Origin of the sequence: Actinoallomurus sp. NPDC052308 (assembly GCF_040679195.1) — a bacterium.
Taxonomy (GTDB): domain Bacteria; phylum Actinomycetota; class Actinomycetes; order Streptosporangiales; family Streptosporangiaceae; genus Actinoallomurus; species Actinoallomurus liliacearum.
Window position 1 is genome coordinate 1 of the sequence record NZ_JBFAUM010000053.1, and the last position, 19657, is coordinate 19657.

13 protein-coding genes and 1 pseudogene are annotated in these 19657 nt (G+C 70.4%); 9 read left to right on the forward strand and 5 right to left on the reverse strand.

Going from position 1 to position 19657, the window contains the following annotated elements:
- Positions 1-22: 22 nt before the first annotated feature.
- Together AB0L00_RS44895 and AB0L00_RS44900 are read left to right on the forward strand one after the other, a co-directional pair.
- On the forward strand, positions 23-6871 hold the full coding sequence (locus AB0L00_RS44895) for a hypothetical protein (RefSeq protein WP_364444229.1): 6849 nt from the start codon (positions 23-25) through the stop codon (positions 6869-6871).
- Complete coding sequence (locus AB0L00_RS44900; RefSeq protein WP_364444231.1) at positions 6872-8065, forward strand: RICIN domain-containing protein; 1194 nt, start codon at positions 6872-6874, stop codon at positions 8063-8065.
- 730 nt (positions 8066-8795) lie between these two features.
- Here the strand turns inward: AB0L00_RS44900 and AB0L00_RS44905 are convergent.
- A complete protein-coding gene (locus tag AB0L00_RS44905; protein ID WP_364444233.1) occupies positions 8796-9950 on the reverse strand; it encodes a glutathione-independent formaldehyde dehydrogenase in 1155 nt (384 codons plus the stop codon).
- 283 nt (positions 9951-10233) lie between these two features.
- Entirely contained in the window at positions 10234-12366 is a 2133-nt protein-coding gene (locus AB0L00_RS44910; RefSeq protein ID WP_364444236.1) for an FUSC family protein, read from the reverse strand.
- Positions 12367-12437: 71 nt separating this feature from the next.
- Between AB0L00_RS44910 and AB0L00_RS44915 the strand changes: the two genes are divergently transcribed.
- Positions 12438-12731, forward strand: a complete 294-nt coding sequence (locus tag AB0L00_RS44915; protein ID WP_364444239.1) for a hypothetical protein — start codon at positions 12438-12440, stop codon at positions 12729-12731.
- A gap of 161 nt (positions 12732-12892) precedes the next feature.
- On the opposite strand, the gene AB0L00_RS44920 is transcribed toward AB0L00_RS44915, so the two are convergent.
- Positions 12893-13669 (reverse strand): DUF2267 domain-containing protein, encoded by a 777-nt coding sequence (locus AB0L00_RS44920; protein ID WP_364444242.1) that lies wholly within the window; start codon positions 13667-13669, stop codon positions 12893-12895.
- Here AB0L00_RS44920 and AB0L00_RS44925 point away from each other — a divergent pair.
- Together AB0L00_RS44925 and AB0L00_RS44930 are read left to right on the forward strand one after the other, a co-directional pair.
- On the forward strand, positions 13668-13802 hold the full coding sequence (locus AB0L00_RS44925) for a hypothetical protein (protein ID WP_364444244.1): 135 nt from the start codon (positions 13668-13670) through the stop codon (positions 13800-13802). The two genes, AB0L00_RS44920 and AB0L00_RS44925, sit on opposite strands and share 2 nt — an antisense overlap.
- Before the next feature lie 399 nt (positions 13803-14201).
- On the forward strand, positions 14202-15584 hold the full coding sequence (locus AB0L00_RS44930; RefSeq protein ID WP_364444246.1) for an NAD-dependent succinate-semialdehyde dehydrogenase: 1383 nt from the start codon (positions 14202-14204) through the stop codon (positions 15582-15584).
- Positions 15585-15705: 121 nt separating this feature from the next.
- On the opposite strand, the gene AB0L00_RS44935 is transcribed toward AB0L00_RS44930, so the two are convergent.
- The gene (locus tag AB0L00_RS44935) at positions 15706-16071 is read right to left on the reverse strand and encodes a hypothetical protein (RefSeq protein ID WP_364444249.1); all 366 of its coding nucleotides are present in this window, start codon (positions 16069-16071) and stop codon (positions 15706-15708) included.
- Positions 16072-16376: 305 nt separating this feature from the next.
- Here AB0L00_RS44935 and AB0L00_RS44940 point away from each other — a divergent pair, with 305 nt between their 5' ends.
- The 4 genes from AB0L00_RS44940 to AB0L00_RS44955 all read left to right on the forward strand — a co-directional run bounded on the left by AB0L00_RS44940 (position 16377) and on the right by AB0L00_RS44955 (position 18943).
- Positions 16377-16961: a thioredoxin domain-containing protein gene (locus AB0L00_RS44940; protein WP_364444252.1), complete on the forward strand. Its 585-nt coding sequence runs from the start codon at positions 16377-16379 to the stop codon at positions 16959-16961.
- 186 nt (positions 16962-17147) lie between these two features.
- Positions 17148-17381, forward strand: a complete 234-nt coding sequence (locus AB0L00_RS44945) for a threonine dehydratase (protein WP_364444255.1) — start codon at positions 17148-17150, stop codon at positions 17379-17381.
- 62 nt (positions 17382-17443) lie between these two features.
- On the forward strand, positions 17444-18343 hold the full coding sequence (locus AB0L00_RS44950; protein WP_364444257.1) for an LLM class flavin-dependent oxidoreductase: 900 nt from the start codon (positions 17444-17446) through the stop codon (positions 18341-18343).
- 198 nt (positions 18344-18541) lie between these two features.
- The gene (locus AB0L00_RS44955) at positions 18542-18943 is read left to right on the forward strand and encodes a polysaccharide deacetylase family protein (protein ID WP_364444259.1); all 402 of its coding nucleotides are present in this window, start codon (positions 18542-18544) and stop codon (positions 18941-18943) included.
- 372 nt (positions 18944-19315) lie between these two features.
- Here the strand turns inward: AB0L00_RS44955 and AB0L00_RS44960 are convergent.
- Positions 19316-19657: pseudogene (locus AB0L00_RS44960) on the reverse strand (RNA helicase); the annotation flags it as partial.

Below are 19657 nucleotides of genomic sequence, written 5' to 3' on the forward strand. Positions count from 1 at the left end.
CGCGTTCACGTACGGCGGCGGAGTGGACGTCCGCGGCAGGGTCGGGCGCAAGGGCCACGGGGAAGGCCACGGCGGCGTCGAGGCCGGTGTCGACTTCACCGCCGAGTCCTCCCACGGGACGGAGGCGCACGAGAAGACCCTGGAGATCTACCGGGCCGGCACCCGCGAAGGCTCCCTGGAGTTCGAACACCCGCTGTCGTTCAGGATCGAGGTCGGGCTCAACACCGAGCTGCCCGAGCTGCTGAACGTACCGGTGCGCGGCCTGCGGGAGGCGGTCATCGGCCTCGGCCGGCTGGCGGCCGACCCGAAGGCCGGTGACCGGTGGTACTCCCACCGGCCGTTCGTCTGGCACACCGTGATCGAGCCGGACGCCCCCGACGGAGCGACCGGTGACGTCCGGCTACTGGTCCCGCAGAGCATCGCGATCCTCGACACGCCGCCCGCGGGCCGCGAGCCCGCCCTCGGCGACACCCCGGCCTGGGACACCCGCCCGCCGTGGGAGGGACAGCCCGAAGAGGCGGTCGACGCCCTCGCGCGGAACCTGCATCCCTGGGGCGTCCCGTTCGCCGCCGCGGTCGAGCGCTGGGCGGCGCTGCCCGCGTCGCCGTACCGGCTCCCCGACGACCTGAGCGCCCCCGGTGCCTGGAACGTCCCCGGTCTGGACTTCACGACCATCGCGGGCCTGCGGTACCTGCACTTCACCAGTCAGGAGCTGATCCGCCCGTACATCAAGGAGTCGCTGAAGAACGCCTACGAGGTCCCGGTCGGCTCGCGGAAGACGATCGCCGGCCTGGAGATCACCGGGGCCGAGCCGATCGGGCCGCTGGACGGCACGCCGTTCAAGGGCCGGATCTACACCCAGGAGAGCGAGGCCGCAAAGGAGAAGACGGGCAGGTCGAAGGGCTTCCGCGTCCGGTTCGGCCCGGAGGGCGGCGGTGAGGTCGGCGACGCCGAGCAACTGGGGATCGGCGCGTTCGAGTACGGCCGGGACGAGGCAGAGGAGCAGGAAGGGGAGCTCGGCGGCACCGACGAGAGGAACAAGGAGGCCACCCGCCGGTACCGGCACTACAGGTTCGACGTCGTCGTGACCCTGACCGGCCGCCGCGGGACTCTCCGGGTGCCCGTCTCCGGCGGCATGTACGGGATGCTGCCGCTGGAACAGGGCCCGGACGATGCCTACCGGCTGGCCGATGACCTGGAGAACACCCTGCCGCACCTGTTCGGCTCCCGGCCCGCCGACGCTCCGTTCGCTCCGCTGGCCCCGTCCACCGTCCCCATCCAGTGGCGGGACAGCAGCCGCAGCATGCCCCATGAGAATGGCAAGGCGTGTGTCCAGGTCGCTCTCGTTCCGGCGCACCTCGCGACGACAGGTGTCGCCGAACATCGGAGAACCGATCGACGGGGCGACGCGCCTGCTCGTCGAGTGCCCAGCGCCCCTCTGGATCTCGTACCGGCGTCCGGGACGGCCCCCGAGGACGTTCACCCGGTGAATCCCGCAGTGCCGCGGGATCTGGTCACCCGGGTGATGCTGGCCGCCGAGGGATCGGCCGGATTCTACTGGTGGAGAGGAGACTCGAACGTCACCGCCGATGCCGACGGTGGATGGGGCATCGCCGAATTCAACAACAAGGGACTGCCCAACGACTTCGCCCGGTGGCTTCGCGGGAACGGCCCCGTACCGAAGTCGGACAGCACGATGAATTGCTGGGAGTCGCACCTCTTCACCGCGTACTGGACCGGTGCCGTCGACAAGAAGTGGCTGGAAGACGTGCACCAGAAGGCGGCCCGGGCGGCGGAAGACGCATACTTCGACGCGCTCGAGTACGGGCTCGATGAGCATGTCGCAGTAAGCGGCGGCCAGGATGTTTACTCCCGGACCCTCTTCGAGCTCGTCGGTGACCCGTCGTCCATCCGGCAACACCGATTCGACCCGGACACCGGGCTCGTGGAGCCCGAGATCCCTCCGGGTCATTGGGTGCTCTTCGATGGTTCCAAGCATGTCGCGCTCGGATCCGCGGCACGTGACGAGCAGGGCCGCCAGGTCGTCCTGAGCCATTGGGAACATCCCCCACTGGGCGAATCGGCGGAGGATCTGTACGAGGAGGAGTCCGGCACGGCAGGAAGACCGGACCCCTATCACGTCAAGGTATGGCCCGACCATCTGCAGCCGGTCTCCCTGGCGGAACTGCTGCTCGAGAACTTCGATTCGGACGTGCGAATCGAGTCGGTCGCACCGGCGTGGGCGGGCTCGGACCTCGCCGGCGGTACCGCGCGCGGAGACCTCGCCGCCGCCGTCGCTCCGGCGACCGTCCAGGCGACGCCTGTCGCCGAGCCGGGCAGGCGGGTCGCCACTCCGGCGACTCCGGACCAGTGGGCGCATCGCCGGTCCGAGGCGCCGGTGCTGCGGATCGCCGAGGAGCGGTTCGCCCCGGACGGGACGGAGACCCGGACCCGGGTGAATGTGCGGCGCATTCAGGCCGGCAACGGCCAGTGGGTGCGCCACCACACGGTGGTGCCTCCCGTACGGCCGTTGTTCGGGGTCCCGGCGGAGGAGGTCACGGAGATCGAGGCCTCCCTGCAGCGGGCGCTGGACCGGTACGTCAACCAGGGGTATGAGCTCCCGGAGTCCAAGGACCAGTTGCACGTCGAGGTGGAACTGGTCATCGATCCGGAGCACCCGGAGGCCGTCGAGCTGCGGCCCGGCCGGACCAGCGACGCTCCCGACCTGGACCTGCGCGGACCGGACGCGCTGCATTGGGGAACGAAGGATCTCACGGCGGCCCTCCTCAGCCTGGTCCTCAATCGCCTGGGACTGCCGTATGAGCATGGGGACCCGTCTTCGTCCGGGCGGGGCGACGCAGACGGGATCATGGCCGGCGGCGTCTTCGACCCGTCTCAGCCGATGCCGCAGCGGTATCTGCGGGCCATCGAGTCGCTGATCGATGCCGAGGCGATGCCCGAGAGCCCGGTCGCGGACGTCGAGGACAGGGCCGAGCCGGAGGTACGCCCGTGGCCGCCCACCGCGCGGCGTGTGGACCAGGCTCCCCGGTTCGACCTCGTCCCGCTCCTGGTCGACGCGGCCGGCAGCCACCTCGGCGTCGCACGCGCTCACCAGGGCGTCATCCGCCACATCCGGCAGCGGACCGGCGGCGGCCGGCCGGTCGTTCTCACGACCGACGAGAAGGCCCAGGCCGTCCAGACCCACCAGGCGGTGCTGCGCTGGGCCGTACGGACCATGAACGCCGACCTGGCCGCGATTCGGCGGACCGACCCGACCGTGGAAACGCCCCGCGCCCTCGAGCACTACGAACTCCGGCTCGGCCGCCCCATCACCGGCCCGGTCGAGTCCGTCCGGCAGGCCACCACCGGGATCATCAACACCGTCAACGCTCTGCACGCCCAGCGGGCGGACAACCCGACCGGCGCGCCCGCGAACCTTCCCCCGGAAGCCGCGGTGCAGGCCCTGGACCCGGTGACCGTGGGGCGCGACGTCGCCCTCGCGCTGGACGCGCGGGTACGGGTCGACGTGATCCGCCTCGACGGCACCGTACGGCAGACGTGGATCGCCCCCGACGGGCGGACGTCCTCCTTCGACCCGGCCTCGACGCGTACGGACCCCGGCACCGAAGAAGCGGTGTGGACGTTCGCCCCCATGACCTCCCGGCGCCGGTTCTTCACCGCGGCCGTGGCCGACGCGAACGACCTGCTCACGCCGGTCCAGCGCGCCGAGTCGGACGTCCACGGCCTCACCTACAACGACCTGGGGCGGCTGTACCGGACCGCGCACGGCCGGTGGCAGACGTTCGAGCAGGCGTTCAACGCCGAGATCGCCGAGCGCTCCCGGCGACTGGCCTCGCTGCACCCGGCGCTGCCGGGGCTCCTGCGTCGCGCCGCCGAGGCCCACGCCTTCTCACGCCAGGAGGCGGAGGGGCTGCGGCGACGCCGGAACGACGAGGATCCGTTCGGCGCGGTCCTGTACCTGTCCGAGCAGGTACGCCGCGCACAGTGGAACGAGGAGAGCGCCGCGCAGATCCTGGGCTGGCTCCGGGACGCTGCGCGCGGCGGACCCGCCGGCCGGACCTGGACCGAGGACGACGTACGCGCGATCGCCACTCGGCTCGACCAGATGGCCCCGGCCGCGCCTCCCACCCCGGCCGCGCCTCCCACCCCGGCCGCGCCTCCCACCCCGGCGACACCGCCGGACCGGCGCCTCGCCGACCCGGCGCGGCCACCGGATGACACGGTGCGGCTCGGAGAGATCGGTTCTCCGACGGCGACCGCCCCGGCGGACGCTCCTCCGGTGACATCTTCGGCTCCCGAGCCCGCTGAGCCGGAGCCCCCGGCGACCGATGGCCCGGTGGCCCGGAGCGAAACGGCGGCCCGGAGCGAAACGGTGGCCCGCAGCGAAACGGTGGCCCGCAGCGAAACGGTGGCCCGGAGCGAAACGGTGGCCTGGGGCGAAACGGTGGCCGTCCCCGAGGCGGAGGAGGGGGGACTCACCGCCCCTCAGGCGATGACGCTCACACGGATGGGGCTGAACGTGATCCCCGTGGCCGCGATGGGCGACGAACTCGTCAACGCCCTGGGCGCCGTGGCGGCCGCCGAGACCGCCGCCGTCGGTAACGGCAGGCCGCCGACGCCGGGAGAGCTGCGGGCTCACCTCGCGGACGCGCTCACCGCCGACCTCCGGCAGGCCCCAGGGGAACGGCGGTTCTGGCCGGCGCTCGACGCACACCTCTCGGTTCCGCGCGAGGCGGGAGCGGCCGACGGAGCCGGGCCCGCCCATGGCGGCCACGGCCCGACGGACGATCGGCGCCGCGCCGCGACGACCGGGATCACCGCACCGGACGGCACGGACGAGGCGGCCGGCCTGATGCTCGCCGCGGCGGCCGTCGTCCTGGGGCTGCGCATCACCGTCGTGCCGCCGGACGGCGTCCCCCTCGAGTTGGGTCCGTCGTCCGGTCGGCGGGTCGTGCTCGTACGGCTCGCGGCACCGGGCCCGCACACCGGGTCCTGGGCGGCGACCGAACCGGTCGCGGGCCCCGGTCCGGCATCGGCCCAGGCGCCGCCGGCGCGGACACCGGACGTACGGCCCGCACCGCCGCGAACGCAGGTCCCGGCGACGCCGGCGGCGGCAGGTCGCGCGGAGCATTCGTCCGCGCCGCCTGACGGAGGTTCCCGTACGGGTGACGGCGGGGCGCCGGTCGCCAATCTCGGCGTCGATCCCATCGGGGCGGAGGTCCACCAGAGGGCCCACGGTGGCCGACACTCCGGTGACGAGACCCCCACGTCGAGACCGGCCCGACCGATCCAGCCGGCGTCGGCCACCGGCCCGGCCGGCGAACCGCCGCTTTCTCCCTCGCTGAGCGCCAAGTTCGGGCTGGAACTGGAGTTGCTGCGGGTCACGGTTCCGCTGTACTCCCGGGGCGAGGTCCTGCTCGAAGGCGATGGGTGGCGGTTGGAGACCGATCGCGTTCCGGGCTCCAGCCGCTCCAGTCTCGAATTCGTGCTGGCCCCGATGGTGGACCTGCGCGATGTCATGACCGCGATCCTCCAAATCGTCGGCGTGGTCGCGAAGATGAGAGAGCTCGCGTTGAGCGCGCCGACGAGGACCTTTCCGCTCTCGGCCGCGTCGGGCGGATCGGCTTCGCCTGTCGCTCTCCGGAAGGAGACGGACGTATCGGCGGAGGACGTGCATTTCAACGTGCGGCTCCAGGCCACCTACGGCATACGCTTGGCGGATCTCGACGAGGCCATCGGTCAAGTGCTCAGTGCCAAACAGGCGACGGCCATACGGCGGGCGGCTCACTCGGTGCACGAGTTCTATGAGCGCAGATATTCCAGGTCGCTGTCGGACAGGTCGCGTGGGTTCATCACGCTGATCGCGATGTACCTCGAGCGCGCGAAGGGGGGAACCTTCGGGGGGACCGTCCATGTCCTCTTCAGGTTGATGGCCCGGAGCGACTTCGCCTCCATCTTCGAAAAGTTGCTCGATTCGTCCGACCGGCAAGAGATGTCCCGACTTCTACTCAGGCAGTCGAATCAGGATGTTCCAGGGCTCATGGCGGCGCTCGGGTACAGCGCTTCGGATCCGGTCTTCACGAAGCCCTACGTGGTGAACACCCGAACGAAGGCCAAGGCGGACGGGCCTCGGATGATCGACTGGCTGGCCTCGATCGTTCGCGGTCGCGACGAGGGCGTGCTGAGGAAGGATCTGTTGTCCCCTCCTCCGGGCCACCCCCTTCACTCCGGCGATCTGGACTCCGACTACGGCATGGGCGCGATGGGGGTGGACGAGGAGAACGGCATGGTGCTGTTCGAGGTTCGCGGAGCTCCCTATCGTCCCGACTCCATACCGTTGAACAATCGGATGGCCTACGCCGTGGCCCGGGAATACGCGCATGCAACGCACTACAACCCGTCACTGATTCCCGATCGCTTCGCCTCCTGGCCACAGCCTCTCGCCGTCGAGTCCGCCGACCGGCTCAATCAGGTGTGGACGGAGCTTTCCGGTTTCCAGGAACTGATGACGAAGCGCGGCCCGCAACTGACCGCCAAGGAATGGCGATTGATCGTTACAGGTCACCTGACGGGTTCACGGGAAAGCCTTCATGAGATCAAGGCCGGGCCATTGCCGCAGATCGTGCAGACACTTCTGCCGCGACTCGCGGATATGGAAAGGATATTGCAGGGATTCATGGACATCTCTGCGCCGGTGGAGGCGCCGGACCGGTTCATGGCGCTGATGTCGGAGTTCCCGGCGACGATGGCGAGAGTCGAGGAGGTGCTTTGGAATGCGGAGAACCGGTTGTCCGGTGAGATGACCGCCCTCTACGGGATCCCCCAAGTAACAGTGAGCAAGGAAGAGTAGATGAGCGAGCAGAACGAAACGGAGCGGCAGCGCCAGGAGCGCGCGAAGCTCGTCAGCGCCTTCAACAAGCGCGCGTGGCAGCCCAGCGAGCAGCCCCAGCTCGCTCCGCGCGTCCTGGCGGGAGGCGCCGCGCTGATCGTCGTCGCCGGGACCGTGTTCGGCATCGGGGCGTTGAGCTCCTACAGCCACAAGAAGGCCGCCGAGGAACACGCGCGGCAGGTTGCCCTCTCGACGAGCCAGAACCCGGCCGCGCAGAACCGGGCCGTCGGCGAGACGGCCCAGACGGTCGCCCCGCAGGGCAGCACTCCGCAACAGACCGCCGCGCCGCAGCAGAGCGGCGAGACCAAGCCGGGCCGGCAGACCGCGCACAACGCGCTTCCCCAGGCCGCCGCCGGACCGGTGAAGAAGGAGTCGGCCGGTAAGGACCCGACAGGCGCGAAGAACGCCGCCGCTTCGCCAGCGGCGTCGGTGCCGACGGCCACGGCCCCCGGCGCCACCGCCGCCGCGAACGCCGCGCCGTCGGACGACCGATCGGCACGGAGACTTCAGCTTCTGGCCGCGCAGCAGGGCGGCGAGACGGCCCCGTACATCGCGCCGCGGCCGGCGAAGAGCAGCGCTCCGTCGCCGACGTCGGCGTCTCCTAAGGCCGTCCACTCGAGGCGCAGCACGCCCCGTACGGCCCCCGGCAACGCGGCGGCGCTCCCGAACAACGCGAGGTCCTCGGCGGCCTCCGGCGTTCTGCTCAAGAACGTGATGACCGGGATGTGCGTCGACCTCCCCGACTTCGGCAAGGGAACGATCGACGGAAAGGTGCAGCAGCACACATGCGACGGATCGTCCGCCGACAACCAGCGGTGGGACCTGGTCGTCGGTCAGAAGGGCGCCGGCCCGAACGGCGCCGACCTGTTCACCATCCGTAACACCAAGGACGGCTACTGCCTCGACCTGCCGGACTACGGGACCGTGGACAAGGGCGACGTGACCGAGTGGTACTGCGACCCGGGCTCCGGCGACAACCAGATGTGGTACCTGGAGCGCAAGTCGTCGGGCGGGTACTGGATCCGGAACGTCAAGACCCCGGGCGACCAGTGCCTCGACGTGTCCGGCCTGAACGGCTCCGGCGGGCAGGACGCCAAGCTGACCACCTTCCCGTGCAGCCTCCAGGACGACCACCTGTGGACCTTCGTCCGGTGAATCGGGCCTCCGTGGCCGCGGTGAACCGCTGATCGGGAGACAGAGCGCACGAAGGCGTGCCTCCTGGAGGAGAGAGGACCCTCCGGGAGGCACGCGCGCCGTGACCGCCGGCTCTGTCGTGACCTCACCGGTGACGTCGTCGAGCAGCTCGATCGACTCGAGGTGGCCCTCGCCGTGCAGGCCGACGACGCGGACGTGGAGGCGTACGTCGATGTCGGGGAGCCGGCGGGATCTCCTCGATGAGGTACCGGCGGAAAACGCTCACCCTCGGCCTTGCCACCGCCATCTTGGGCTGCGCAGCGACGGTCGTCGCACGCGGCCCCATAGCCGAGGCGTCCACGGTCTGCCACGAGGGAGCGATCAGCGCACCGTTCAACCACTCGATCCCGACTGCGCACCGTCCCGGGTAGGCCGTCGCCGGTGGTGGCCGCGGCCGCGGAATCCGCGTACGACGGGGTGGGCCGGGGTGGTACGGAGCGGCTCGCGCGGATCATCCAGGCGCGACGCGCTACCGCATCCTGTTTCGCAGTGCCACTACATGGCATTCGGTCCGCGTTGGCCATTTGCTTCACGGCATACCAGCCCGAGGGGGTACCGGGTGGTGCCGGACGGTACCGCGACGTACGAGCACCCGCCGAGCACCCGAACCAGCCGTTGGGCTTGGATGACTATGCATCGCGCCTGCCCCTCCGCCGGCCTTGGCCCGGCGCTCGATGACATGGCGGGCGGTTCAGCGCGGCTGCCCGTTCGGATGTAGAACGACCTTCGTCCAGCCGGGGTCCCGGTGATCGAAGTGCTCATAGCCCTCCGGCGCCTCCCCCAGCGGGAGCTCGTGCGAGACGACCCACGACGGCCGGGCCCGGCCCGTACGGATGAGGCGCATGAGTTCGCGGTTGTAGGCCTTGACGTTGCACTGGCCGTTTCCGATGCTCTGGCCCTTGAACCAGAACAGGCCATAGTCGAAGGCGACCTCGCCCTCCTTGTAGAGCGGGTCGGGACTCTTCGGGTCCTGCGGCACGTACACGCCGACGACGCCGATGGAACCGGCGAAGCGTACGGACCTGACCAGGTTGTTCAGCGTCATGTTCGGGTGCTCATGTCCCTCCGGGTCATGAGCCTGGTAGCCGACGCACTCGCAGCCACGGTCGGCGCCCATGCCGTCGGTCTGGTCGATGATCGCCTCGACGGGTGACACCTTCGAGTCGTCGATGGGAATGGCGCCGATCTCCTCGGCGAGCTTGAGCCGGTCCGGATGCCGGTCGACGACGAAGACCTTGCTCGCGCTCTTGAGCGTCGATGACAGGGCCGCCATCAGGCCGACCGGCCCGGCACCGTAGATGGCGACCGTCTCGCCGGCCCGTACGCGGGCGAGCTCGGTAGCGTGCCAGCCCGTCGGGAAGATGTCGGCCAGCATGACGTAGTCCGTCTGCCGCTCCTCCGCCTCCGGCGGCAGGATGAGGCAGTTGAAGTCGGCGTAGGGAACGCGGAGCAGTTCGGCCTGGCCGCCGTTGTAGGGCCCCATGTCCGCGAAGCCGTACGCGGCCCCCGCTATGTTCGGATCCGGGTTCGCGATGAGGCAGAAGGCGGTGAGCCCCTTCTCACAGTTCTCGCAGAAGCCACAGCTGACGTTGAAGGGCATGCACACCAGATCGCCGACCTTGACCTGGTCCACGGCCTCGCCGACCTCCACCACCTCACCGAGGTTCTCGTGGCCGAGCACGCGACCGGTCTCCAGGTCCGTACGACCCTCGTACATGTGCAGGTCCGAACCGCAGATGTTGGTCGTGGTGATCCTCACCAGCGCGTCTGTGGCCCGTTCGATCCTCGCGTCCGGCACCTCCTCGACCCTGACCGTGCGCGGTCCCTCGTAGACAACGGCTCTCATGGCGAATACCTCGATCTAGTCGATCAATGGAATATCGGCTGCCAGGCAATGTCGCCGACTGTCGGCGACCCCCAACAATCACCCAACGCCTGCCGAAAATAGGGATATCCGCAGGCCAATGCCCCTATTTCGAGGGTCCCACCTCTCGTACCGGTGTCAATGGAGACGAGAAAGCTTTACTTCGGCATGGCTCCGGTGATCGGTTCGCGCCTCGGCGGCGAATCCGTGGGCGGCGGCGTGCGCCGTGCCCACCGCGATGAGCAGCCGCCCATGCGTCGCGCGGTCACCCTCCGCCGGGCCGGCCGGTCACCGTCGCGCGGCTGAGTTCCCTGAGTCGCTCGGCGTCAGCGATCAGCCCGTACACCATGTCGCGAGTGCCTGCGGCACCCGCAGGCTCCGCCGAAGTCGCACGGGGGGCGAGGTGGCCGACGAGTCCGGCCCGGCGCCGTCCGGGCGGCTCCGGTGAGCGTTGATCGCGGATGCCGACTTCGGCCCGAGGCGTTGCCGAACCCGGGTAGGGAAAGGCGAGAACCTCGTCGGCGTCCTGGTCAAGATGGTCGGCGACTTCACGCGCGGCGGTAGCGATGGCACCGACCGGGACGGCGGCGAAGGACGCCGGCGATGTCAGGCGTTCTCGTAGCCCCCGTGCGGCTCTGCCCGTCTCACCGATGCGCGAGATCTGTTCGTCGGATGACGCGGCCTTCCGCCTGAGCCTGGTGCCGACCGCTTCGAGCGTGGCGGCGGCCGACGCCGCCGTCCGGAACGCGCCGCGGATCCGGGCCTCGCGCCGCCTGGACGGTTCGGCGACCGCACGCGCGAGAACGGCATGGGTGTGCAGCAACCGGGCCAGCCGCTCGGCCATCCGCCGCTGGATCCCGGCCGGAAACAGCAGTTGTGCGAAGAGCATCGCGAGCAGGGCGCCCGCGAGACTGAGTACGACGCGCAGGATCCCGGCCCGCCAATTCAGCGGCGCGGTGAAGTCGATGAGGAGCATGGTCATCGGCGTGCCGAGCGTTATCCAATAGCCCGTGTTCACCGGTTTGAGCGTGAACCCGAGCGCGCCGCTGATGAAAATCAGGGCGAGTAGGGTGATCCGCCCGGGCGCGAGTGCCAGGGCAACGGCGGCGGCCATGGCGCCGACCGTGGTGCCGATGGCCTGTTGCAGGACCATCCGCACCGTGTCGGTGTACGAGTCGCGCAGGCTGAACAGTACGGTCACGATCAGCCAGTGCGGGTGAGACAGGTGCAGTCCGACGGCCAGGATCATGGTCAGCGCCAGCGCCGTACCCATGCGTGCGGCGTGCCGGAACCGGGGTGATCGGGTCCTGACCGCTTCGACGCACCGGGCCCACCAGGCACGGATCCCGGGCAGTCGTCGCTCGGCGATGCGCCGCTCTTGCGCTAGGACCCGGCACACCGTGTCGGCCGACGCGTCCATCCGGCCGATGATCCGGTCGGCGTGGAGGCGCAGTGCGACGGTGGGCAGGCCTGCCCGCCCGGCGATACCCCGGCTGTCGTGTTCGCTCAACCGGCGCATCAGGACCGAGCCCGCCGCCACAGTGTCGGGCGGCACGTCCGTATCCGTCTCGATCGCCCTGCCGAGCGTGCGCAACCGGACGGCGACGCCGGTGAGGGCGCCACCGAATTCGGCCTGCCATTCCGTCGGATACGGCCGACTTTCCAGGCGCAGCGCGCCCAGGACGGCTGCCTCGCCCATCACCTGATCGATCGCCGCAATGATCCGAGCCGGTCGCCGCTGTTCCTCAAAGCCGCCCGAGCGGTAAAGGCCGTAGACGATCCGGGCGGAACGAAGGTCCGAATAAGCCCTGGCGCGCCGACGAGACCACTCGTCCGGGTCCAGGTCAAGGCCCGCCAGATCGTCGAGCGTGTCGGCGACCGAACATGCGGCAGCGGCGATACCGGCGCGCAGCGGCCGGAGCCTCCGTACGACCCACGGCGCCAACAGCAGCACACAGATCCACGCACCGCCCAGCGTCTCCAGCAGTCCGTTGTACAGCACCGGGCTGGCCGCCGGTCGCAGCGCCGCGACCAGCGTGCACAGCGCCGCCATCGGTCCCAACTCGGGAATCGCCGCGCCGAACGCTGCGACTGCGGATGTGACCACCACCATCAGCCAGTCATGGCCGCTGACCAGGCCGCCGAGCCAGGAGAACAGCGTCACGACGGCGACCCTGATGATCATCGAGCGGGCACGGGCGCCCTGGGGCCCCTGCGGTGCGATGACCCCGACGTAGAAGGCCCCCAGGGCGACGAGCTGGCTCTCGGCGACACGCCCGGTCATTAGGCCCGCCACCAGCGGGACACACACGCCGGCCGCGGTCACCAGCCCATAGACCGGCGCCGCGCCGCCCTCGAACGTGGCGAACGCCCGGCGCAGCCACAACAGCGATGACACGGTCTGCTCCCCCGGCGACGTGGCAGCGGTCTCCGCCCCTTACCCCACGTCGTTCACGCCTACCCACCACGGTGCCGGAGCCGCGGTCGGCTAAGGCACACGACCCGGACCGGCACCTCACGTCTCCCAGTACGGCACGGCCGGCGCAGGGCCTCGCCGCGCGATGTTCGGTCCCCGCCTTCGGCAGCTTCGCCGAGATGCTCGACCACTGCGACGCCGTCGCGTTCGCCGTGCCGCCCGCCGCCCAGCCGTCCCTCGCCGCCGGGGCGGGCGAGGGACGGCACGTGGCCCTACTGCTGAGCAGGCCGATCGCCGGCGACCTGGCCGGGGCGGAGGAACTGGCCGGGGCGTGCTCATGGACGTAGGGGTTGACGTCGTGGACCTCCTCGACGCCGCCCTCGGCCACACGGCGCCGGCCCGCGCGCACGGCGATCCGCGCGGCTGGATCGGCCTGCTGCTGGAACATGAGGGCGGCCGGTACAGCGAGGTCTCGCTGCTGGCAAGGCGCGCCGGACGCGCCTGGACGTCACGGCACGGGCAGCAGCACCGAGTAGTCCGGCGGCAACTGGACGGTCACGTCGAAGTACTCCTCGTCGCCGACCGCCTCGCGCAAGGTGGCGAAGACCGCCCGGGCGTGCTCGCTCGCTGTGAACCGGTCGGTTCCCTCCCGATCGGCGATGATCTGGAGGAACCTGTCCAGGCTCATCCGCCGCGCCGTGCCGCCCGCAGCCGCCCTGCCGCGCCGGAGTGGATCGTGCAGCGACAGTGGGAGCCGCGGGATGAGGTCGTCGACCTCGCCGCCCGCGATTCGCTGGGCGAGCGCCGTCAAGACGGCCTCGGTGGCGCGTCGCGCTCCATCGATGTCGAGACCGGTTCGCTCCGCCACCCGGGACAGGAACTCCTCGGCCGGCATCACCGGGAAGAACCGATGCCGCGCCTCGGCGATGAGGGGTTCGAAATCCTGGGGCAACTCCGCCGCGATGTCGTCGATCTCGTCGGCGCGTACGGCCCGCCCCAGTGCGAAGAAGACGGCGCGTGCATGCCGCTCGGCGGTCTCGACATCCACGTCGGCGCGTTCGGCCACGCGGCGCAGGAACTCATCGATGTCGAAGCGTTCGGCGGCGGACTCGGTGTAGACCCAGGGTTTCATCTCGGCCGGAAGTTCTTCCAGGAGATCCCGCGCCTCCCCTGGGGAAAGCCGCTCGGCCAACGTTGTGAGCGTCGCCCGTGCCGCACGTTCAGCCGCGTCAGCGTCGAGACCGGCGCCGCTCTGTACCGTGCGGATGAACTCGCGATATTCCATGAGGCTGCTCCGCCACTTGATCAGCCGCGACGTCGAGACCGGCCCGGCCGAGCAGTTCCTGTACATCGGCGAACGGATCCCGTCGCAGCACCGCGGCGGTCGGTTCCACCTCCGTACAGCCGACCGCTCCTAGCGCCTCATCGGCAATGTCACGGCTCCCCTTCGTACGTGCGTCTTCTTCTACCGGACCTTTCCGGCGGTCTCGGGTGAAAGGGACGGGTATCAGAGTTGAGCGCGGCCTGGAGAATCGTGGCCGTCTCTTGACCCGGGTCCCGGAGCTCTCGCTCTCGGAGCCGCGTCCCGCGCACCTCTCCCGGCGCGACGACCCGGCGGTTTGACATGCGACCGCGCCGGGGATGCTGATTCAAGGTCGCCGCCAGACCGGGCGGCCTTACGCCCGCGTCGACGACGACTGGCTCCCGGCGCCGCCGAGAAAGGCGCGCCAAATCCCTACGCCCCTGATCGGGCTTGCACACGTCGTGGCCCAATCCGTCCGCAGCACGGTGAGCCGTCGGCGAAAGGGTTGAGAGAGATGCCCTACCAATCGGTGAATCCTTACAGCGATGAGGTGCTCGCCACCTTCGACGAACTCGACGCAGCGGAACTGGAGAGCGCTCTGGCGCGTGCCCGGTCGACGTACGAGACCTGGCGCGAACGCGGCTTCGACGAGCGCGCGGCCGTCACCCGGCGCGCCGCACGCATCCTGCGCGAACGGCGGGAGGAGTTCGCCCGCCTCATGACCCTGGAGATGGGCAAGGTGATCGGCGAGAGCATCGAGGAGGTCCTCCTGACGGCCGACATCTTCGACTACTACGCCGACAACGCGGAGGACTTCCTGAGACCGGTCCACCTCAACGCACGTAGGGGGGACGCCGTCGTCGTCCACAGCCCGCTGGGTGTGCTGTTCGCGGTGCAGCCGTGGAACTTCCCGTACTACCAGCTGGTCCGCTTCGCGGCCCCGAACGTGATGGCGGGCAACGTCGTCATGGTCAAGCACTCGTCGAGCGTGCCCCAGTCCGCGCTGGCCTTCGAGCGGCTGTACCGCGAGGCAGGCGCGCCCGACGGGGTCTACACCAACCTGTTCATCACCAAGGAGCAGGCCGCGACGGTGATCGACGACCCACGCGTCAGGGGCGTGGCGCTGACCGGCAGCACGGAGGCGGGCGCCGCCATCGCGACGCGCGCCGGCAAGGTGGTGAAGAAGACCACCCTGGAACTGGGCGGCAGCGACCCGCTGATCGTCCTGCCCGACGCCGACCTGGGCGCGACGGTGCACTGGGCCGTGTGGGGCCGGATGCACAACTGCGGCCAGAGCTGCGTGGCAAGCAAGCGACTGCTCGTCCACGAGCAGATCGCCGACAAGTTCCTCGAGGAGTTCACGGCGGCGCTCGGCACCCTTACCGCGGGCGACCCGATGGACGAGCGGACCACGCTGCCGCCGCTGTCGTCGCGAACCGCCGCCGAGAGACTCCGGGCGCAGGTCGCCGAGGCGGTCGAGCACGGCGCGCGGGCGACCGAGGTCGGCGATCCCGTGCCCACGACCGGAGCGTTCGTGCAGCCGACGATCCTCACCGAGGTGGCGAAGGACAACCCGATCTACGGTGAGGAGCTGTTCGGCCCGGTCGCAATGTTCTTCCGGGTCGGGGACGAGGCCGAGGCGATCGCCGTCGCCAACGACACCCGCTATGGGCTCGGGGCTTCGGTGTTCACCGGCGACGAGGAACGCGGTCGGGAGATCGCCCGGCACATCGACAGCGGGATGGTGTTCGTCAACCATCCGACCTGGACCTCGCCCGAGCTGCCGTTCGGCGGCACCAAGGACTCCGGCTACGGCCGGGAGCTGTCCGCGCTCGGCATACAGGAGTTCGTCAACAAGAAGCTCATCGACGTCGTCCCGATCGACGCGCCCCCGTGAACGACGCGGAGGGCCGGCCGCCAGACCGATCCGAACCGCTGCCGGGCGCCGATCGCCCGGCGGCCGGTCCGACGGCCCGCTAGGGCCGGCCGCCGGCCCGCTAGGGCCGGCCGCCGGCCCGCTAGGGCCGGCCGCCGGCCCGTCCTCCGCTCTCGCCGACGAGCCCCGGCAGGTGCGGCACGGACGCCCGGCGTTGCTCGGCGGTGGTGGTGACGCGCTCCCGCGGCTCGTCGCTGTCCAGGCGCGCGGGCGGGCTGTCGCGCCGCCCGTCGGGGATCACGGCGACGCCCATGGCGCCGCAGTTCGGGCAGGTCACCTCTCCTCCGGTCGGCGGCGGCACCGGCACACCGTCGAGCCGGTAGAACGCGAACGTGGCGCCGACGTCGTCGGTCACGTACTGCACGTCGTAGTCGGCGGTCCAGGTGTGGCCGCAGCGTCCGCAGACGAACCTGTAGCGCTCGACGGCGACGTCGACCAACATCGTCATCGCAACCCCCCGTTCATGGACCGGCTCTGGCCATCGTTCCCATGACGATCTCGTTCGCTCATGCGTTCCCCCACTCCGAGCGCGATGCCCGTCTTCTTCCACGGGACTTCGTCTTCCGGCGGGGGCCAAACCGCCTGGCAAGACTTGAGCCAGGCTTCACGCCTCATGGGCGCCGGCACAGCCCGGCAAAGGCGCCGCCGGTGTTTAGGTCACGCCGTCAGGGCAGAGTCAGGCCATTATGGGCCTTTGACCAGGTGCGATGCCAGAACCCGGTCGGCCCGTCCGAATCGGACTTAGGAGGCCTCGTGACCACATGGATGCCCATGGCCCCCGCACCGGACCGCGTTCCGGCCGGTGCGTCGGCCGGCGGAGACGGCGTCGTGGTCGGTGCCGGTCCCGTCACCGTCGACGCCTACATCGACTTCCAGTGCCCGTACTGCAAGCGGTTCGAAGAGGTCGCCGGGCCGACCCTGGACCGGCTCGTAGCCGACCAGCTGATCAACCTCGGCTACCACCCGATGTCGTTCCTGGACCGCCTGTCGACCAATCATTACTCGTCGCGCGCCGCGTCGTCGTCGGGCTGTGCGGCCGACGGCGGACGGTTCCGGGAGTACGCCCGGGCGCTGTTCGCGGTGCAGCCGCCCGAGGGCGGGCCCGGCCTGACCGACGAAGAGCTGATCGAGAGAGGCCGGTCCGTGGGGCTGACCGATCCCGGCTTCGCCCGCTGCGTGCTCGGCGGTGCCTACCTGGGCTGGGCGGCCTATGTGACCTTCGCCGCCGGCCGGCGCGGCGTCGGGGCGACGCCGACCGTCATGGTCGACGGGGTGCCCGTGCCCGCCGACCCCCGGGCCGTGGCCGCGGCCGTGGCGACGGTCCTCGAGGAGGCGTGACCAGCGGCCGTACGCCGTATAACGCCGCAGGTCCACGACGGGTGGTGCCGCTGCCACGGTTGCCACTGTTCACTGGTGCGTTCGCCGGGCAGAAGGAGACCGAGGGGGGGTTCACCGATGACAGCGATGACACAGCACCGCCAGCATGCCGCTCACGATCATGCTCACGGGCCGGGATGCGGCCATGTGGCCGTACCGCACGGCGACCACGTCGACTACGCCCACGACAGGCACCTGCACCGCCCGCACGACGGACACGTCGACGAATGCGAGGCCACCGGCCACACGCGACATGACGGCCACCCGCACCAGCACGGCGCGGGCTGTGGCCACGTCAGCGTGCCACACAGCGACCACGTCGACTACGTCCACGACGGATGCCGGCACGCCGCCCACGAGGACCACTGGGACGAGCACTGAACACCGCACGCCACCCAAACGATCGCTGACGTCCGCCCCGCGCCGTCCGGCAAAGTGGGGGCATGCGGGTGGGCATCTTCTTGCTGGCAGCGCAGTTCCCCGGGCAGAGCGACGGTGAGGTGCTGTCCGCCACGGTCGAGGCGGCCGTCGCCGCCGAGCAGGCGGGGTTCGACGACGTGTGGTTCGCCGAACACCACTTCATGTCGTACGGGATCTGCCCGTCGGCGGCCACGCTCGCCGCCTACGTCCTGGGCCGTACGAACCGGATCGCGGTGGGCACCGCGGTGAGCGTGCTGTCCACCGCCCACCCCGTCGCACTCGCCGAACAGGCGGCACTGTTGGACCAGGTCTCCGCCGGCCGGTTCCGGCTCGGAGTCGGGCGAGGCGGCCCCTGGGTCGACCTGGAGGTGTTCGGCATGGGCCTCGCTCGATACGAGTCCGGTTTCACCGAGAGCCTCGACCTGCTGCTGGCCGGGCTGAGCCGTTCCCGGCTGTCAGCGACCGGGCCGACCTTCACCTTCCGCGAGGTGCCGATGGTGCCGCGCCCACGGACCCGCCCGTATCCACCGGTCGTGGTCGCCTGCACCTCGGCCGACACCGCCGCGCTGGCCGCCGAACGCGGCCTGCCGATGCTGCTCGGCCTGCACCTCGACGACGAGGGCAGGCGGCGGATGGTCGACGCGTACACCGCCACAGCCGGGAACGCGCACCAGGAGCACGTGGCCGCCGTCATGGCCTACCTCGCGGACACCCGGGCCGAGGCCCAGGGGCTGCTGCGCGCCGAACTCCCACGCTGGCTGCGGCCGGGGCTCGCCGGATACGTGCCGGTCGACGACCGGCCCCACACCCCACGCGACCCGGACGCCTACGCCGAACTGCTATGCCGCATCCACCCGATCGGCACCGCCGAACACTGCCTCGACACCCCGCCACGGTCGAACGCACCGGCATCCGCCACCTGATCCTCATGGTGGAAGGCACCGGATCCCCGAACCGGACCCGCGAGAACATCACACGACTCGGCACCGAGGTCCTCCCTCACCTCCGCACCCGCTTCGGAGACCGATAGCCGGAAACAAGGATCCGAACTTCTCGATGAACCCGAGAGTCCTAGCTGATGGATCGACGGTCGTTCGGCGGGTGGGGATCGATATGAGGAAGTGGACAGCGGGCACCAGGTCTCCGACCACACCGTGACGCACCCGCTGAACCTCCCCGCGCTCGCCGACGCCAAAATCCGTGAGGAGATCGGCGGTGCCCACGACCGGATCGCGCAGATCTCCGGCGTGGCCCCCAAATTCTTCCGCTCCCTGGGCGGCGCATGGTCCCAGCGGATCCTCGACGTCGCCACCGAACACGACATGATCTGCATCGACTGGCAGGTCGACCCACGCGACTGGGCCCGCCCCGGAACCACCATCACCGACCGGCTGCTACGCGCCCAAGCGGGCGACATCCTGCTCTGCCACGACGGCGGCGGCGACCGCTCCGAGACCATCCGCGCGCTGCGGACGGTCATCCCCGCGCTGAAACAACGCGGCCTCACCTTCGTCGCCCTCTGACTCACCGCATTCGCGTCTCGGCCAGGTGGGAGGGGCACACGCGGGTGCACGCTGCCGAGCGGCTGCCGTAGCGCACTTCGCTGTGCGTCACCGAAGCTGCGGCGACCGGGGAATGGAATACGCCGTCGAACAGACGATCGGCGCCTTGGCCTCCCGAGCAGTGCCGGTGAGCGCCGGCGAGCGGAACCGGCTCACCGAACCCGCCGACGCACTCCGTCCGCCGCCTCACGCACTGGGGACCTGCGAAGCGCTCCAGGCTGCCGACGGAAATCGGTCCGGCGGAGCACCACCGGATGGCGTCATGGCAGTGATCCGCGCGGTCGGTTGCTGACCACCGGGCAGTGGCTGCACATGTGGCTGACCAGCCGGTCTTTAGGCGCCGACGGTGCGGGTTGCCGCGAGTCGCGGCGAGGAGCGGCGGTTCTGCGCGCGGCGACGGACCGACCCGGTGCCGCCGTTTCGGGGGCCTGCGGCCGGAGAGGGCACGGTGACGGGGATGCCGGAGGGCGTGCGGGCGCCGGTGATGCGGCTGAGTTCGGCATCGCCGGACCGCACGCGCGTGGAGTGGGGCGTGATGCCGGCGGTGGCCATCATCCGGTCCATTTCGCGGCGCTGGTTGGGCAGGACCAAGGTGACGACCGTACCGGATTCGCCGGCGCGGGCGGTGCGGCCGCCCCGGTGCAGGTAGTCCTTGTGGTCGTTGGGCGGGTCGAC

Excerpts from the sequence above, each read along its gene's own strand:
- AB0L00_RS44900 (WP_364444231.1), top strand. The coding sequence starts at position 6,872 with ATGAGCGAGCAGAACGAAACGGAGCGGCAGCGCCAGGAGCGCGCGAAG.
- AB0L00_RS44925 (WP_364444244.1), top strand. The coding sequence starts at position 13,668 with ATGAGGCTGCTCCGCCACTTGATCAGCCGCGACGTCGAGACCGGCCCG.
- AB0L00_RS44920 (WP_364444242.1), bottom strand. The coding sequence starts at position 13,669 with ATGGAATATCGCGAGTTCATCCGCACGGTACAGAGCGGCGCCGGTCTC.
- AB0L00_RS44950 (WP_364444257.1), top strand. The coding sequence starts at position 17,444 with ATGCGGGTGGGCATCTTCTTGCTGGCAGCGCAGTTCCCCGGGCAGAGC.
- AB0L00_RS44935 (WP_364444249.1), bottom strand. The coding sequence starts at position 16,071 with ATGACGATGTTGGTCGACGTCGCCGTCGAGCGCTACAGGTTCGTCTGC.
- AB0L00_RS44905 (WP_364444233.1), bottom strand. The coding sequence starts at position 9,950 with ATGAGAGCCGTTGTCTACGAGGGACCGCGCACGGTCAGGGTCGAGGAG.
- AB0L00_RS44930 (WP_364444246.1), top strand. The coding sequence starts at position 14,202 with ATGCCCTACCAATCGGTGAATCCTTACAGCGATGAGGTGCTCGCCACC.